Raw genomic sequence first — 17,256 nt, 5'->3', positions numbered from 1 at the left:
ATACCGAACGGTACGTACGGTGGTGTGGGAGGCCGGCTACTCAATTAATGGGTAGCCTCCTACCCGATTTGGCGGCAATTTTTGCCTCAAGTCTAGTAATTCGATTGAGTGTGGTATTATTTAAGCAGAGACTATACTATCACGGTGGCGATAGAGATGCGACGCTTAAAGCTTCATACCAAAATCATTCTGATGGAGTTTATTCTGCTGGTAACGGTGGTTCTGGTGACGGGACCGCTGTTTGTTTATATTTTTTCGCAAAGCATTTTGCAGCACACCGGCGAGAACGCTCTTGATATTGCACGAATCGTGGCGGAGAATCCGATGGTGAGAGAAGCCTTTTACAGTGACAATCCCTCGGCTGTCATTCAGCCTATAGCCGAATCGATACGCAAATCAACAGGCGCTGAATTTGTGGTTGTCGGAAATCGGGACAGTATTCGATATTCTCACCCGATTCCGGAGCGAATCGGAAAGAAAATGGTCGGCGGCGATAATGACATGGCTTTCGTTGAAGGACGGGAATATGTTTCTCAGGCGGAAGGGTCGCTTGGCCAATCTCTTCGGGGAAAAGTGCCCGTTGTGGGGCGGAACGGGGAGATTGTCGGTATTGTATCGGTCGGCTTTTTAACGGAAGACATCTGGGATTCAATCTGGGATTATAACAAGGAAGTTTTCTGGATCTTAATGGCGGGACTGATGATTGGTTCAATAGGTGCAGTTATTCTCGCGCGAATTATCAAACGGGATATATTTGGACTTGAACCGGTGGAGATTGCGAGTTTGTTCAAGCAAAAAGAAGCGATCCTGCAATCGATCCGGGAAGGAATCATTGCAATCAATGACAAGGAAGAAATTACGGTTGTGAATAATGAAGCGAAACGAATCCTGCAGGTTGATGAAAATGTGATTGGACAACCGGTTAAAGACGTGATTCCCCATTCGGAACTGCCGAGAGTTCTGCAATCCGGGCAATCCGAGCATGACATTGAGATGATTTTGAATGATGCGGTGATTGTTACGAATCGGATTCCGATTGAGGTGGAAGGAAAACGCATTGGCGTGGTGGCCACTTTTCGTGATCAGACTGAACTGCGTTCGCTTTCTGCCAAGTTGTCTGAGTTTAAACAGTATACCGATTCGCTGCGTGCACAAACACACGAATTCATGAACAAACTTCATCTGATTGCAGGTTATATTCAACTGAAAAAATATGACGAAGTGCTTGGCTTTATCAATCAGGTGACTACGGGGCATCAACAATTGCTGGAGTTTCTTGTTCACCGGATTCAAGATCCTACTGTAAGCGCTTTGCTTGTCGGCAAATATAACCGGGCTGCCGAACTGAAAGTGGATCTCGAGGTTGACCCCAACAGCCGTTTGTCCGCCCTTAAGCGGGTCCTGGATCAATATCTGCTGACTACCGTGATCGGCAACCTGCTTGATAACGCAATGGATGCTGTGATTGATTTGGAGGAATCGCGGCGAAGCGTGAAGATCACGATCCGGGAACAAGATGATGCGGTAGTCGTACGGGTGACTGATAAAGGGACAGGCATACCTCCCGACATTTATCATCGTATTTTTCAGGAAGGAGTGTCCGGAAAGCCGAATCATTCCGGCATCGGACTTGCACTCGTTAAGCGATGTGTGGACTATGTTCAAGGGGAGACAAGCATTGAGACTTCCGAGAGCGGGACTGTGATGGAAGTCCGGCTGCCGCTTTCGATAGGGGAGGAGACACATGCAGGATAAGATTCGGGTATTGATTGTGGAAGACGATTTCAGGGTGGCAGGACTGCACAAAGAGTTCGTGGAATCTGTTTCGCCTTTTTCGATAGTTGCAATTGCCGGAACCGGGCAAGAGGCTCTCGAAAAAATCAGTCAGATGCCGATTGATCTCGTTCTCTTGGATATCTACCTGCCGGATATGAGTGGCATGGAATTGCTACGCCAAATCAGAAAAGAACGAATTCCTGTCGATGCAATCGTCATATCGGCTTCGAAAGAGGCGGAAATGGTTCAGGAAGCGGTGAGAAACGGCGTTCTTGACATCATCATCAAGCCCGCCAATTTGGATCGCTTCCGCCAGGCGCTGGAAACTTACAAGGAGTTTTCGCGAAAAATCCCTATGTCTACGGAAGTTACTCAGGAGCAGGTCGATCAATTGTATCGGACCGTTGGGAATCGAATTGGGACCCAGCACACCGATCTTCCAAAAGGGATTGACCGCAAAACCCTGCTTAGGATTGAATCATTTTTAAAATCATCAGGCAAATCAGTAACGGCTGAAGAAGTTGGCAAAGAGTTGGGGGTAAGCCGGACCACCGCACGACGGTATTTGGAGTTTATGGTGGAAACCAATCAGATTGAATGTGATCTGATATATGGAACAGTCGGCAGACCTGAAAAAGTTTTCCGTTCTCTGTGAACTTTATGAACAAAATAAATAAAATAAACGATATTTTCATTATTCACACAAATCTATTCAAATTGAATGGCTCCCTCTATGATGAAAACATAGTAAGCGTTTTCATAATAGAGGGGGTTTTTTTATGACAAAAAGAAAATGGGCCATCGCGGCTCTCACAACTGCTTTAGCAGTAGGACTCACCGCTTGTGGCGGTGGCACTAAGCCCGTATCTTCGGGAGATACAAAGCCTGCGGCATCGAAGTATCCGGAGAAGCCGATTACAGTGGTGGCACCATCCGGTGCTGGCGGCGGTTGGGACAAAACCGCAAGATCCTTCACGAAAGTATTGGCTGAAGCCAAGGTAGTGGAACAGACCATGACCGTGGAAAATAAGCCTGGCGGCGGCGGAGCAGTATTCCTGGCGGAATACGCAAACCAGGATAAAAAGAATGATTATAAGTTGTTTGTAAGTTCACCGCCGATCCTGATTAACAATTTGAAGAAAGAAGGAAATAGCCCGTTTGGTTACAAGGATACAACTCCTTTGGCTCAATTGACGAAGGATTATGGAGCGATCGTGGTGAAAGCGGATTCCAAATATAAGGATCTGAAAAGCCTGATCGATGACCTGAAAGCCGATCCGAAAAAGATTACGGTTGCCGGCGGATCAGCTCCCGGCTCAATGGACCATTTAATTGCGATCTTGCCAGCTTTTAAAGCAGGGGTAGATCCGAAGGCGATTAAATACGTTTCTTATGATGGGGGCGGCGAGGCGATTGCAGCTCTGCTTGGTGGAAACGCTCAGGTTATCGGTACGGATGCCTCCTCTGTGGGTGAATACTTGAAAGCAGGTAAAGTTCGAGTGTTGGCTGTAACTTCCGCACAACGTCTTGGCGGCGACTTGAAGGATATTCCGACTGCGAAAGAGCAGGGAATTGATGCGGAATTTACAATTTGGCGCGGCGTGTTCGGTCCCAAGGAAATGTCGGCTGATGCCAAGAAATACTGGGACGAGAAAATCAAGGTGTTGACCGAAAAGGAAGAATGGAAGAAAGAATTGAAAGCGAATGGCTGGGAAAGTGAATATAAAGACTCCGAACATTTTAAGCTCTTCCTTGATAATCAAGAAAAAACAGTTAAAGAATTGTTAACGGCGCTCGGTATGGCCAAGTAAAGTTGTGAATTTGGGAGAAGAGCTTCTCTTCTCCCTCGTTCATTTGAAAAATTTATAAAAAAGAGGGATGGAGAGATGAGCAAAAAGTTCGATCGATACACCAGTTTGCTCTTCCTTGTTATCGGAGCAGGTTTTATGTTCGAGAGCCGGAAAATCTCTGAGAGTGCCTACGGCAGTAATGTAGGACCCGATATTTTTCCTTTCGGACTGGGTCTCATACTTGTGTTGCTAAGTCTTCGATTGTTTTATGAAACTTTTCGTTACAAGGAAACTGAACGCGAGAAGATTTCACTGGATTATAAAAGGTTTCTGATCATTTTGGCGGCAGCCGTTTTGTATGGATTCTTTCTGGAAGACATCGGTTATGTGATCGGTACGTTTCTTTTCCTGTTGGTTGGATTCCAAACCATGGAGAGAGGAAAGTGGATTTCCTCCATTCTGGTTTCCGGCCTATTCTCATCCGGTGTTTATTTTGTTTTTGTTGAAGTTTTACAAGGAACTTTACCCGGCTTTCCAGCCTGGTTGGGTTTTTAGGGAGGTAAGGCAATGGATACACTTGGATATTTACTGGATGGATTCGGCACTGCCTTACAGTGGTACAATTTATTGTTTGCTTTTGCTGGGGTATTGATAGGTACGATGGTCGGGGTTCTTCCGGGAATTGGTCCGATTAGCGGTGTCGCCCTGTTGATTCCTGTGACCGCTTCCTTAACAGGCGGGTTACCGCCGGAGAGTGCGGCGACGAGTTCCATTATTCTCCTTGCGGGTGTTTATTACGGTGCCATGTACGGGGGCTCTACCACTTCGATTCTTCTCAATACACCGGGTGAATCCTCGTCGGTGGCAACGGTGTTGGATGGATATCCAATGGCCAAGCAGGGAAGAGCGGGAGCCGCTTTATCAATCGCTGCGATAGGATCTTTCGTAGCCGGGGTGGTTTCGCTCCTCGGGTTGGTATTATTGGCCGAGCCTCTGTCGAATGTTGCATTGAAACTGAGTCCCGCCGACGAATTTTCGTTAATGATTTTGGGGCTTTGTGCCCTTAGCGGTCTGGCCGGAAAGTCCATTACAAAGGCATTGATCATGACCGTGTTTGGTTTGATGTTGGCTACAATCGGAATGGACGCTGTGTCCGGTGTTGCACGTTTTACGTACGGTATACCTGAACTGTATTCCGGATTCGAATTCCTGACCATTGCAGTGGGCGTGTTTGCACTTGGGGAAGTGTTTAAAACGATTCTTGAAAAAGACAGTAATGAAGGGGAAATTGCCAGAATCACCAAACTTTTGCCTACCAAACAAGACCTGAAAGACAGTGCGGGCCCCATCATTCGCGGATCGCTCGTAGGCTTCTTCAAAGGAATTGTACCGGGTTCAGGAGCTACATTGGCTTCCTTTCTGGCCTATCTGTTGGAGAAAAAGATAAGCAAGAATCCAGAAAAATTCGGGAAAGGCGCGATTGAGGGAGTGGCGGCACCCGAATCAGCCAATAACGCGGCTTCCGGTGGAGCTATGATTCCATTGTTGACATTGGGGATTCCCGGTACAGGAACAACTGCGGTATTGATGGGTGCGCTAATCATGTATAACGTTCAGCCCGGTCCCTTGTTGTTTGATGAGCATCCCACTATCGCCTGGGGATTAATTGCGAGCATGTTTATCGGGAACGTCATGTTGTTGATCCTCAACTTGCCATTGGTGAAGGTATTTGCCAAATTAATTGAAACGCCGCCCAAGTACTTGATCCCCATGATCGTTGCGATTTCAATTTTTGGTGTATACGCGGTGCGGGTAACGACGTTTGACCTTATGCTGTTAATTGCCTGCGGTGTAATCGGGTATTTCTTGGCCAAAAATGACTTTCCCATGGCTCCGCTTGTATTGGGTCTGGTCTTGGGGCCCATGATCGAAAACAATTTGCGCAGAGCTCTTACAATTTCCAACGGTGATTATTCGATTTTTGTACAAAAACCTGCTTCTTTGGCCTTCCTTGTGATTGCAGTTCTTTGGGTAACGGTTCCACTGTTAATGAAACTGAGAGGCAAGAAAGTTATTGTCAATGTCGAAGGGTAACCTCTAAAACTGTGAAAATCCCGACATCAACAAGAAACCCTGTCTTTTGAGGACAGGGTTTCATTCCGTTCTGTTATTGTTGATTCACCAAATCCAACACAAACGACTTCAACATGTTCAACTTGGCTTGTGCCGCCTCATGCGTCTTATCAACCGCACTGAAATAGAATTTGATCTTCGGTTCGGTTCCGGATGGGCGAATGGCCACCCAACTGTCGTCCACCAGGATGTATTTCAGGACGTTCGATTTTGGAAGCCCGTCGATTCCCGGAAGATAGTCCTTCGCTTCCCGAACGGCCAGGTCTCCCATTTGAGCCAGCGGCCTTTGCCGCATCTCTTCCATCATTTGATTGATTTTCTCCAGACCTTGTTTGCCTTTAAAGGTGAAGGAGGAGAGATCCTCCAAATAATATCCGTACGTGCGGTAGATCTGCTGCAGGGCGTCGTTAAGAGTCATGCCTTTCGATTTGTAAAAAGCGGCCATCTCGCAAGCCATCATCGCAGCTTGCACGGCATCTTTGTCCCGCACGAAATCCCCAATTAAATAGCCATAGCTTTCCTCATAGCCGAATTGGAAACTGTATTCTCCCGTACGCTCATATTGGCCGATTTTTTCTCCAATAAATTTAAATCCGGTTAACGTGTCGACTGTAGTGACGTTGTAAGCATCCGCAATGGCACGACCTAACTCTGAGGTGACGATTGTTTTTAACATTACACCGTTCTCCGGGAGTTTGCCTGTATTCTTGCGCTGTTCCAGCAGGTATTGCAGGAGCAGGGCACCGGTTTGGTTGCCGTTTAATACGACATACTCTCCCTGGCTGTTTTTGGTGACAAGGCCGACCCGGTCAGCATCAGGATCGGTACCGAGCACGAGATCGGCGTTCACCTGCTGTGCCAATTGAAGGGCCAGTTCAAATGCCTGCCGTTCTTCCGGATTGGGAGAGGTGACGGTGGAAAAATTGGGGTCCGGTTGTTGCTGCTCCTCCACAACATGCACGTGCTTAAAGCCGAGTTCCTCAAGTACTCTGCATACCGGTTTGTCACCCGTTCCATGCAGAGGAGTAAATACAATATGCAAATCATCCGCTGTTTGTCTGACAGCCTCGGGTTGAAGGGACAGGGATAACAAGCGGTTGGTATACGCTTGATCGATTTCTTCTCCCAACATCTCAATCAGGCCTTTTGCTTCACCTTCTTCTCTGGACAAAGCGGGGATCAGGAGTTCGTTTTCTATATTGTTGATTTCAGCCAAAATTTGATCGGCCGCAAGAGGAGGAAGCTGTCCACCGTCTTCTCCATACACTTTGTAGCCGTTATATTCGGGCGGATTATGGCTTGCCGTAATCACAATTCCGCCGGCTGCCTGCAAATAGCGGACAGCGAAAGAGAGCATGGGGGTAGGGCGAAGCTCTTTAAAAATGTATGCTTTTATTCCATTGTGTGCCAGGACACCTGCGGCTTCAACTGCAAATTCGGGTGACATATGACGGGAATCGTACGCGATGACCACCCCTTTTTGCCGGGAGTTATGTACATTTTTCAAGAGATGACGTGCGAGTCCTTCTGTCGCTCGACGAACCGTATAAATGTTCATCCGGTTGGTCCCCGCTCCGATAATCCCGCGCAGGCCTCCGGTGCCAAACTCCAGATGTCGGTAGAAACGCTCCTCAATATCGGTTTCATCCGACAGGCTTTGCAGTTCCTCCTGCAGAGCGGATTCCAGTTCGTCATGCTCCAACCAACGTTTGTAGGCAAGCTGGTAACTGTTCAACTCATACACTCCTGTTCTTTGAATACCTATGTAGATATGTGGCAACGTTTCAATTATATAATAAATTGGCATGTCAAATGGCTACTTTTTCTGTCGATTCCTGCTATACTGGATAAATGTTAAGTAATTTAATTAATGAACAAATGGAAACGGGAAGTGAGTCGAAATTCATGTTGAACAACTCGAAACTTAAATCCGTCGAAAAACTCAGCTTGTTTGCATTAACGTGGCCGATCTTTGTTGAATCCTTCCTGCATATGCTGATGGGCAGTGCAGATACATTTATGCTGGCTCATGTCTCGGATGAGGCGGTTGCTGCTGTTGGTGTAGCGAATCAACTGATCTTTATGGCGATTATCCTGTTTGGTTTCGTTGCACAAGGTACCGCCGTTGTCGTGGCTCAGTACTTGGGTGCCCAAAAGCATGCGGAAGCAAGCAGGGTATCGGCCATCTCCATCACGATCAATCTGCTGATGGGAATTGCAATCAGCGCCGTGATTGTACTTTTTAGGGATCAATTCCTGCATCTGTTGAAACTTCCTTCTCATCTTGTGGAATATGCTGGACTCTATTTAAACATCGTTGGAGGTACCGTCTTTGTGCAAGCTTTGCTGGTGACGGTTTCTTCCATTGTCCGATCAAATGGATTTACACGCGATGCGATGTTTGTTTCTCTGGGGATGAACGTGGTGCATGTATTCGGAAACTATTTGTTTATCTATGGTGCATTCGGGGTACCGCAGATGGGGGTGACCGGGGTTGCAATTTCAACTGCGGTCAGCCGTGCGCTTGCACTTGTCGTAATGTTTGTGCTGATGTATCGCCGTCTCCGCTATCCGATTGCTCCGAAAGACTACTTAAACTTTGAGCTTCAACCGATCAAGAAAATTTTAAGAATTGGGATTCCTGGCGCGGGAGAGCACGTCTCTTACCAAACGAGTCAGATCATGATCACTTTCTTTATCACGATGCTGGGAACTGCCGCTCTTGCGACCCGGGTCTATGCGTTAAACATCATGTTTTTTATTATGCTGTTCGGATTGTCGCTCGGGCAAGGAACACAAATTATCGTCGGACACAAGATCGGTGCCGGAGATAAAGAAGGGGCTTATCGGCAATTGCTGCAGAGCCTGAAATGGAGTCTGCTGATTACAATAGCTGTCGTCACGGTGGTTGCCTTCTTCCGGGAAAGTTTGATGGGAATCTTTACGAAAGACACGGAAATTGTTGCAATGGGTGCAAGTTTGTTGTTATTATGTATCGTTCTTGAACCCGGGCGGACGTTTAATCTGGTTGTAATCAGTTCCCTTCGTGCGGCGGGGGACGCTCAATTCCCGATGCTGATGGGGATTCTTTCCATGTGGGGGATCAGTGTGCCGCTGTCCTACTATTTGGGAATCCACCTCCAGTTTGGACTATTGGGCATTTGGATGGCGTTTGCAGCTGACGAATGGGTACGGGGCATCCTGATGTATTTGCGTTGGAAAAGCCGTGCGTGGGAAAAGAATGTGTTGGTGGAGCCTGAGCGGGGAGGATCCTCCGCCGCAGGATAAATTACTTGCCCTCAGATAAAAAGAAAGTTTTCACGGCTGACAGAATGCTGTATAATGAGAGTATAAATTATGAAAATTGAATATGTTTTGACGACAAGGGTACTGACAGCGTATGTCTTTTCTTTCCAAGGGTGGAATTTACAATTTCATGAGGAAGGCGGACATATCTGCGGTGCCCTATTTTAATCAAATTGACAGGAGGTTGGGTGTCATGAACATGTTGGACAAGCTGTCTGCGTACCGGAGTGAGGAGAAGAAGTTGTTTTGGCAAGGAACGTTTGCCGATTATTTGTCCCTGGTGAAAGAAAATCCCGCCATCGCCCAACACTCACATTCTCGCATCTATCACATGATCAAGTATGCGGGAGTGGAAACCGATGGAGAGAAGAAAAAGTACCACTTTTTCACAAAAGAACTATACGGATTGGATGACGTGATCCAGAAACTGGTCGAGGAATACTTTCAACCGGCAGCCGCCCGGCTGGATATCCGGAAGCGACTGCTGCTCCTGATGGGGCCTGTCAGCGGGGGAAAGTCGACGATCGTGAATCTGTTGAAAAAGGGGCTGGAAGCCTATTCGCGAACGGATGAAGGAGCGGTGTACGCGATCGACGGTTGTCCGATGAATGAAGAGCCGCTTCACCTGATTCCGGAAGCTCTCCGGCCTGAGTTTGAAATGGAACTGGGCGTTCCGATTGAGGGGAGCTTGTGTCCGCTCTGCCGCCACAGATTGGAACTGGAATATGATGGCCGGATTGAGGACATGCCGGTGCACCGCATCGTGTTATCCGAAGAAAAACGGGTCGGGATTGGAACATTTGCTCCGTCTGATCCCAAATCGCAGGATATAGCGGATCTCACAGGAAGCATCGATTTTGCGACCATAACACAATACGGATCTGAATCCGACCCGAGAGCATACCGGTTTGACGGAGAATTGAACATCGCAAACCGCGGATTGATGGAATTCCAGGAAATGCTGAAATGTGACGAAAAATTCCTCTGGAACCTGCTGTCGCTCACCCAGGAAGGAAACTTCAAAGCAGGCCGGTTTGCATTGATCTCCGCCGATGAACTGATTGTGGCCCACACCAACGAAACCGAATACCGGAACTTTATCAGCAACAAAAAAAACGAAGCCCTCCATTCTCGAATCATTGTGATGAAAATCCCCTACAACCTGCAAGTAAGCAAAGAAGAGATGATCTACGCCAAGTTGATTGGCCAAAGTGACAGGAAAGATGTCCATATTGCTCCGTACGCCCTTAAAACAGCCGCCATTTTTTCGATTCTGACCCGCTTGGAAGAGTCCAAAAAGCAGGGGATGGACCTAATTAAAAAAATGTATCTGTATGACGGCAAAGAGGTGGAGGGATTCCACGAAAAAGACGTCGAGGAATTGAAAAAGGAAGTCATCAATGAGGGAATGTTCGGAATCGATCCCCGCTATGTGATCAATCGCATCTCCAGTGCGTTGATGAAAGAGGACAAAACGTGTATCAATGCCCTCGATATCCTGCGCGCTCTGAAGGACGGACTCGACCAACACGCGTCGATCACCCGCGATGAGAAAGAGCGATTCATTAATTTTATCGCTCTGGCACGTCAGGAATACGATGAGATGGCGAAAAAAGAGGTTCAGCGAGCGTTTGTATACTCGTACGAGGAATCGGCACGGGTGCTTCTCGACAATTATCTGGATAACGTGGAAGCCTACTGCCACGGTCAAAAATTAAAGGATCCTCTAACTGGAGAAGACATGCCGCCGGATGAAAAACTGATGCGCTCGATTGAGGAGCAGATTGGAATCTCCGAAAATGCAAAAAGATCTTTCCGGGAAGAGATTTTAATCCGAATTTCCCTCTATGCCCGCAAAGGAAAGAAATTCGAATACAACTCTCACGAAAGATTGAAAGAAGCAATTGAGAAAAAACTGTTTGCCGACCTGAAGGATGTTGTAAAAATCACCACTTCTTCCAAAGTACCGGATGAAAACCATTTGAAAAAAATGAATGAAGTGACCCGGCAGCTGATTGAAAAGCACGGACATTGTCCGGTTTGTGCGAATGAGTTGGTCAGATACGTCGGGAGCCTTTTAAACCGCTGAGTAATTTTCAGTTTAGAAAGAGTGGGGAGGAGAGACCCGTGGAAAAGTCGTTGTTTACCGTTTCGAAAGAGGATTGGTCTCTTCACCGGAAAGGGTATCTTGATCAGCAACGCCATCAGGAGAAGGTGAAGGAAGCCATTCGGAAAAATTTGGCCGATCTGGTCAGTGAAGAATCAATCATCATGACCGACGGGCGAGAAAAAATCCGGGTCCCGATCCGGTCGATTCAAGAGTATCATTTTCGGTTCAATTATGAGAATCAGGAACAGGTGGGACAGGGACAAGGAGATGCGAATGTCGGGGATTTGGTGGCCCGCGGCAAACCTTCGCAGGGTGCGGGTCAAGGAACAGGGGCTGGCAGCAGTCCGGGAGAAGAGTATTATGAAGCGGAAATCACGGTGGATGAACTGGAGGAACTGATATTTGAAGATTTGCAGCTGCCCCGGCTGAAAAACAAGTCTGCCCATGAAATGACAGAACCGGACATTCAATTTCACGACGTCCGCAAACAGGGGATTATGGGAAATGTAGATAAACGGCGCACCCTGCGGGAAAGCATCAAGCGGCATTCTCTGGCGGGTGGGAGCGGCGCCCTGCAAATCCAACGAGACGATTTGCGATTCAAATCGTGGGAAATGAAGGATCGTCCGTCTTCGCAGGCAGTTGTGTTGGCAATGATGGACACTTCGGGGTCGATGGGAACCTTCGAGAAATATATCGCCCGCAGTTTCTTCTTTTGGATGGTTCGTTTCTTGCGGACAAAGTATGAGCATGTAAAAATCGTTTTTCTCGCCCATGATACGGAAGCGAAGGAAGTCACCGAACAGCAGTTTTTTACGAAAGGGGAGAGCGGCGGGACCAGATGCTCGTCCGTTTATGAACTTGCTTTGAAGATGATTGAAGAGAACTATTCGCCGGAGCGTTTTAATCTGTATGCCTTTCATTTTTCCGACGGCGACAACTTTGGCAGTGACAATCAGGTAACGGCGGAACTGATCAGGCTTTTGCTAGAGAAGTGCAATATGGTAGGCTACGGGGAAATTTCAAAGTCTCTGCGCGACAGTGCGCTCATGGCGGAACTCCGGAAGATTGACGATCCTCACTTTGTTCGTTGTGCAATCGCTCAAAAATCGGATGTGTACCGGGCTCTGCGAAGCTTTTTCAAGGAACAGATGGCGGAAACGGGATAAGGGGGGGAGTGAGATGGGGGAGGTTTGGATTCGTGATGCAGATCAGCTGGAAAAAGAAATTGAACGGATTACCACGATTGCTCAACAAATGGGGTTAGACTTTTTCCCTATGCACTATGAGCTGTGTCCGGCCGATGTGATCTATGCGATCGGGGCTTACGGGATGCCGACCCGATTTTCCCATTGGAGCTTCGGCAAATCATTTAACCGGATGAAAATGGACTATGATTTCAACTTGAACCGGATCTATGAACTTGTCATCAACTCCAATCCCTGTCAGGCGTTTCTTTTGGAGAAAAACAGTCTGCTGCAAAATAAAGTGATTGCTGCTCACGTCCTGGGACACAGCGACTTTTTTAAAAACAATGCTTACTTTTCTCTGACCAATCGGAATATGGTGGAAAGCATGTCGGTTACCGCCGGGCAAATCAGAGAAATGGAGTTTGAATACGGCCGGGAAGCGGTCGAGTCGTTTCTGGATGCGGCGCTCTCCATTAAGGAACATGTTGATCCTTTATCTGTTATGAGGGACGGCACGATTCACGGGGTCCCTCAACAGACACTGTCAGATAACAAAGAAGAAAAGGATATTCTGCTCTTTATTGCCCACAACTCCGATCATCTGGAAGATTGGCAGCGCAACATTCTCTATCGGGTCAGGGAGGAGATGCTGTACTTCTGGCCTCAATTGGAAACCAAGATTATGAATGAGGGATGGGCTACTTTTTGGCATATTCGGATTATGCGGGAACTGGATCTTAAAGAGAAGGAAGCGGTCGAATTCGCCAAGATGAACGCAGCTGTCACACTCCCCTCTGCAACGGGGATCAATCCCTATCATTTGGGGCTGCGGATGTTTGAGTATCTGGAGCGGGAGTACGGACTGGACATGATCTTTGAAATAAGGGAAAGCAATAACGATGTTTCCTTTATTCGCAATTACCTGATTCCTGAACTGGTGGAACGAATGGATTTGTACCTGTTTAAGAAACAAGGCGAGGAATACCGGATCACCAGTAAGGAATGGGAGAAAATCCAGGAGCGGTTGATTCTCAGCCGGACAAACGGAGGATACCCGTATATCGTGGCGGTCGATGATGATTACAACCGCAAAGGGGAGCTATATCTCCTGCACAAATACGAAGGTCTGGAACTTGATCAGAGCTACGTTCGAAAAACTCTTCCCTACGTTTACACCTTGTGGGGACGGCCTGTTCATCTGGAGACTGTCTTGGGGAATCGCCCCGTGTTGTTTACGTATGATGGGGTGAAGGAGAATCATACATTTTTGTAATATGATGGAATCTGAATTTTGTTGCTGGATGAGGAGATTTCCAATCCCGAAATTGTAAGAAAAATACCCCGTACCACGGCAAAAGTGGTATGGGGTAACTGTTTTTAGTACAAATTTGGCTGCCCAGTAGGACAAAATTTTACCCAAAATGACTTTTGGGACAGCCCCTGGCTGCCATTAAGGCAGCCTTTTTCAGCTTAAAGGGCAGCTTTGGCTACACCACAATTTCCTATCAAGCGTTTAAAATTGAGTCGACACCGCTTTGGTTAGTGAATACCGGAGGCCAAGCGCAAAGATCAAAGGGAAAATCGGATCCAGGAACCACTTTGTCTTCTCCCACAACTTCCACTAGATAATTCAAACCAGAAGGGTTCCAAAGGACGGTATCAAACCAGAAACGACGTAAATACTCAATGGGAGGAGCCTGCAAGGATGAAGAGACACTGCTCCATTTTTCGAATCCTGTATTCAACCGGCCAATTTGGTAAGGAAGGAAACCACCGCCATGGGCGAGCAGGATTTTCACATTTGGATATTTGTCCAGCAACCCACTTAGTAAAAGATCTGTAGCACAAACGGTTGTTTCCCAAGGAACACCGATCAGGTTGGGCATCATTCGCTGCTTTAATCGGGGATCTTCACTGAGTAAGGGATGTATAAAAATAATGGCTTTCTGATGGTTTGCTTCCTCCCAAAAAGGGGTAAAGTACTCATCCGTTAACATCACATTCGATAATCCAGGACCAATGATGGCACCCTTTAATCCTAAGCCCATAGCATGTTTTAATTCGTTTGCTGCCTTAGCAGGATTGTTAAGTGGGATTGTAGCCAATGCCGATAACCGTTCACTATGGTCACGAATCCAATGGGCTAGGGCACGATTGTAGACGGATGAAATCTCCCTTGTAATGTCTTCGGGGAAATCATACATAAACAGTTGTGGAATGGGTGAAACAAGCGAGTGAGAGACGCCAGCCTTTTCTTGTTCTTGAAGGTAAACAGCTGGATTGATAAAGGACTCCTTCAACTCAAAACCCCATTTACCATTCACAACAAGAAAATCAGCCTGATTAGGGGATTTCTTCTCCCATTTGGCATGAACGATATGTTGATGATCCTTCAGCCAAAGCAAGACTTCTGGTGGAATAAAGTGAGTATGCATGTCGTACACAGGTATCACGTCTCCAGACGATTTAATTTTTCCAGTAACCTAGTTTCTCTGATATTTCTTTAGCAGCACTTTTTACTTTATTGATGATGGAAACATCGTATGGATTCATCCGGTGAACCGGACCAATCACGCTGATGGCATATACCACCTTGCCGGTATAATCCTGTACCGGTGCTGCAATCGATGCGACCCCTTCACGCATTTCCTCAATACTGATCGCATATCCCCTTTCCCTTATTGTTTTTAGGGTGGAACGAAAGTCATCAGGATCGGTTATTGTGTTGACTGTATACTTTTGAAGCCCTCTTTCAATCAATTGCTCTATCACTTCTTCCCCTTGATAGGCAAGAATCACCTTGCCGGAACTTGTGCTATGAGCCGGGTTCCTTCTTCCTATGTGGGTTAAAATTTGGACGGGATGCTTGCATTCTACTTTATTGAGATAAACAACATCCATTCCTTCCAGTGTACCAACATGCGCGGTTTCCCCAATCTCATAAACCAGTCTTTGCAGGATGGGCTGTGACTCTCGAGTGACTTCGAGACAAGAAATAGCGACCGTATTCAAACCTAGAATGGTTAAACCCAATCGATATTTTTGTGTTTCGGGATCTTTGATCACAAATCCTTCACTAGCCATTGTAGCGAGCAAACGGCTGACTGAACTTTTTCCTAATCCCAATTCAGAAGCTAAGTCTGTGACTTTTTTCTCCGGTTCATCCAGTGTGAAGCTCCGTAAAATACGAAGGGCATTTTTTACTGAAGAATACAACTGATCTTCGCTCAATGCATTTCCTGCTTTCTTTTGTTGTTTATGGAGCAACAATGTTCTATTAATATCCACTTTTTATTCTAGCATGTATTTTTAAGCAAAACAAACGCTGTAAAAACTAAAAAATTTATTTTTCTATGTTGCATATATAGCAACTAATATATTGTATAAGCAACAAATGAAGTCTATGCTTAACAGCAAGAAGTTCTTGTAAACCCTTTCACACTCTAGCCAATCACACTAAAAGGAGGCTCAACTTATGCAGGAGCAAACATTAGCAACTAAGATAAAAGGTATCGATTGTCAGCATTTTATAAATGGTCAGTACGTGGATTCTATCAACGGAAAGACGTTTGAGAACATTAATCCTGCTACGCAAGAAATTTTGGGTACCGTCTCCGAAGGTGGAAAAGAAGAAGTTGACCTCGCGGTGGCGGCAGCAAGAAAAGCCTTAAACGGACCTTGGAAAAAGATGACTACCCATGATCGAATTGCGGTCATTCGGCGTATAGGGGATATTATTCTGGAAAGAAAAGATGAATTGGCCCAGTTGGAATCACTGGATACCGGAAAACCCTATTGGCTGGCGGACTCGGTCGACATCCCACGTTCTGCCTATAATTTTCATTTCTTTGCAGACTATTTAAGATCTTTGGGAACTGAAGCTTACCAAACGGATGACGTAGCCATCAATTATGCGATTCGCCGTCCTGTGGGTGTCGTAGGTTTGATTAATCCCTGGAATCTTCCTCTCTTATTGTTGACTTGGAAATTAGCACCATGCTTGGCAGCTGGAAATACAGCGGTGATTAAGCCTGCTGAATTAACCCCGATGACAGCTACGCTGCTCGGTGAAATCTGCCGCGATGCGGGTGTACCGGATGGTGTGGTTAACATTGTTCATGGTTTCGGTCCAGATTCAGCCGGTTCAGCCCTGACGGAACATCCGGATGTGGACGCGATTTCCTTTACGGGAGAAACCACAACCGGAAAAATCATCATGGCGGCCGCTGCAAAATCCTTAAAGAAACTTTCCTATGAGCTGGGGGGGAAAAATCCCAATCTTATTTTCGCTGATTCTAACTTAGATGAAGTCATTGAAACTACGTTAAAATCCAGTTTTATTAACCAAGGGGAAGTGTGTCTTTGCGGTTCCCGCATTTATGTTGAGCGTCCGGTGTACGAAGAGTTTTTAGAAAAATTTGCAGCAAAGACAAAAGAATTGGTTGTCGGTGATCCGTTTGATCCCAAAACGAAGGTAGGAGCACTCATTGGGGAAGAGCATTATGAACGTGTAACGAACTATATTCGACTGGCGCAAGAGGAAGGTGGAGAAATTTTAACCGGTGGCGGGCGTCCGGAAGGGTTGGGAAAAGGGTACTATCTCGAGCCTACGATTATTGTAGGATTGAATAGCAACTGCCGTGTCGTTCGTGAAGAGATTTTTGGACCTGTTGTAACGGTGATTCCGTTTGATACGGAAGAAGAAGTCATTGCTCAAGCGAATGATACCCATTATGGTTTGAGTGCATCGATCTGGACGAACGATCTTCGTCGTGCTCACCGTGTTGCCGCACAAATCGAAGCCGGGATCATCTGGGTAAATACCTGGTTCTTACGTGATCTTCGTACTCCGTTTGGTGGTATGAAGCAAAGCGGTATTGGCCGTGAAGGCGGTATGCACAGCTTTGAATTCTATAGTGAATTATCCAATATCTGCATCAAGTTATAGGAG

At 46.6% G+C, this 17,256-nt stretch carries 13 protein-coding genes; 10 read left to right on the top strand and 3 right to left on the bottom strand.

Annotation, left to right across the window (positions count from 1 at the left end):
- Window positions 1-156 precede the first annotated feature (156 nt).
- From ACFO8Q_RS03955 to ACFO8Q_RS03935, 5 genes are all read left to right on the top strand, one after another.
- Window positions 157-1,755, top strand: a complete 1,599-nt coding sequence (locus ACFO8Q_RS03955; protein WP_380024442.1) for an ATP-binding protein — start codon at window positions 157-159, stop codon at window positions 1,753-1,755.
- Window positions 1,745-2,431: a response regulator gene (locus ACFO8Q_RS03950; RefSeq protein ID WP_380024441.1), complete on the top strand. Its 687-nt coding sequence runs from the start codon at window positions 1,745-1,747 to the stop codon at window positions 2,429-2,431. The genes ACFO8Q_RS03955 and ACFO8Q_RS03950 overlap by 11 nt, the downstream gene beginning before the upstream one ends.
- Before the next feature lie 124 nt (window positions 2,432-2,555).
- Entirely contained in the window at window positions 2,556-3,587 is a 1,032-nt protein-coding gene (locus tag ACFO8Q_RS03945; protein ID WP_380024440.1) for a Bug family tripartite tricarboxylate transporter substrate binding protein, read from the top strand.
- 75 nt (window positions 3,588-3,662) lie between these two features.
- Entirely contained in the window at window positions 3,663-4,121 is a 459-nt protein-coding gene (locus ACFO8Q_RS03940) for a tripartite tricarboxylate transporter TctB family protein (RefSeq protein ID WP_380024439.1), read from the top strand.
- A 12-nt stretch (window positions 4,122-4,133) separates the two neighbouring features.
- The gene (locus ACFO8Q_RS03935) at window positions 4,134-5,660 is read left to right on the top strand and encodes a tripartite tricarboxylate transporter permease (RefSeq protein ID WP_380024438.1); all 1,527 of its coding nucleotides are present in this window, start codon (window positions 4,134-4,136) and stop codon (window positions 5,658-5,660) included.
- A 73-nt stretch (window positions 5,661-5,733) separates the two neighbouring features.
- Here the strand turns inward: ACFO8Q_RS03935 and ACFO8Q_RS03930 are convergent, their stop codons facing one another.
- Window positions 5,734-7,434 (bottom strand): phospho-sugar mutase, encoded by a 1,701-nt coding sequence (locus ACFO8Q_RS03930; protein ID WP_380024437.1) that lies wholly within the window; start codon window positions 7,432-7,434, stop codon window positions 5,734-5,736.
- A gap of 170 nt (window positions 7,435-7,604) precedes the next feature.
- On the opposite strand from ACFO8Q_RS03930, the gene ACFO8Q_RS03925 reads away from it, so the two are divergent.
- From ACFO8Q_RS03925 to ACFO8Q_RS03910, 4 genes are all read left to right on the top strand, one after another.
- A complete protein-coding gene (locus tag ACFO8Q_RS03925) occupies window positions 7,605-8,987 on the top strand; it encodes an MATE family efflux transporter (protein WP_380024436.1) in 1,383 nt (460 codons plus the stop codon).
- Window positions 8,988-9,198: 211 nt separating this feature from the next.
- Window positions 9,199-11,094, top strand: a complete 1,896-nt coding sequence (locus ACFO8Q_RS03920) for a PrkA family serine protein kinase (RefSeq protein WP_380024435.1) — start codon at window positions 9,199-9,201, stop codon at window positions 11,092-11,094.
- A 38-nt stretch (window positions 11,095-11,132) separates the two neighbouring features.
- Window positions 11,133-12,284 (top strand): sporulation protein YhbH, encoded by a 1,152-nt coding sequence (gene yhbH, locus ACFO8Q_RS03915; protein ID WP_380024434.1) that lies wholly within the window; start codon window positions 11,133-11,135, stop codon window positions 12,282-12,284.
- Between the two features lie 13 nt (window positions 12,285-12,297).
- Window positions 12,298-13,578: a SpoVR family protein gene (locus tag ACFO8Q_RS03910; RefSeq protein WP_380024433.1), complete on the top strand. Its 1,281-nt coding sequence runs from the start codon at window positions 12,298-12,300 to the stop codon at window positions 13,576-13,578.
- A 232-nt stretch (window positions 13,579-13,810) separates the two neighbouring features.
- Here the strand turns inward: ACFO8Q_RS03910 and ACFO8Q_RS03905 are convergent, their stop codons facing one another.
- On the bottom strand, window positions 13,811-14,749 hold the full coding sequence (locus tag ACFO8Q_RS03905; RefSeq protein ID WP_380024432.1) for an amidohydrolase family protein: 939 nt from the start codon (window positions 14,747-14,749) through the stop codon (window positions 13,811-13,813).
- Window positions 14,750-14,771: 22 nt separating this feature from the next.
- A complete protein-coding gene (locus tag ACFO8Q_RS03900; RefSeq protein WP_380024430.1) occupies window positions 14,772-15,536 on the bottom strand; it encodes an IclR family transcriptional regulator in 765 nt (254 codons plus the stop codon).
- A 244-nt stretch (window positions 15,537-15,780) separates the two neighbouring features.
- Between ACFO8Q_RS03900 and ACFO8Q_RS03895 the strand changes: the two genes are divergently transcribed.
- The gene (locus ACFO8Q_RS03895; RefSeq protein ID WP_380024429.1) at window positions 15,781-17,253 is read left to right on the top strand and encodes an aldehyde dehydrogenase; all 1,473 of its coding nucleotides are present in this window, start codon (window positions 15,781-15,783) and stop codon (window positions 17,251-17,253) included.
- Window positions 17,254-17,256: the final 3 nt, after the last annotated feature.

Origin of the sequence: Effusibacillus consociatus (assembly GCF_042652925.1) — a bacterium.
Classification (GTDB): Bacteria; Bacillota; Bacilli; order Tumebacillales; family Effusibacillaceae; genus Effusibacillus; species Effusibacillus consociatus.
The sequence above is the reverse complement of the archived record's forward strand: the minus strand, read 5'-3'. Positions and strand labels throughout refer to the sequence as shown.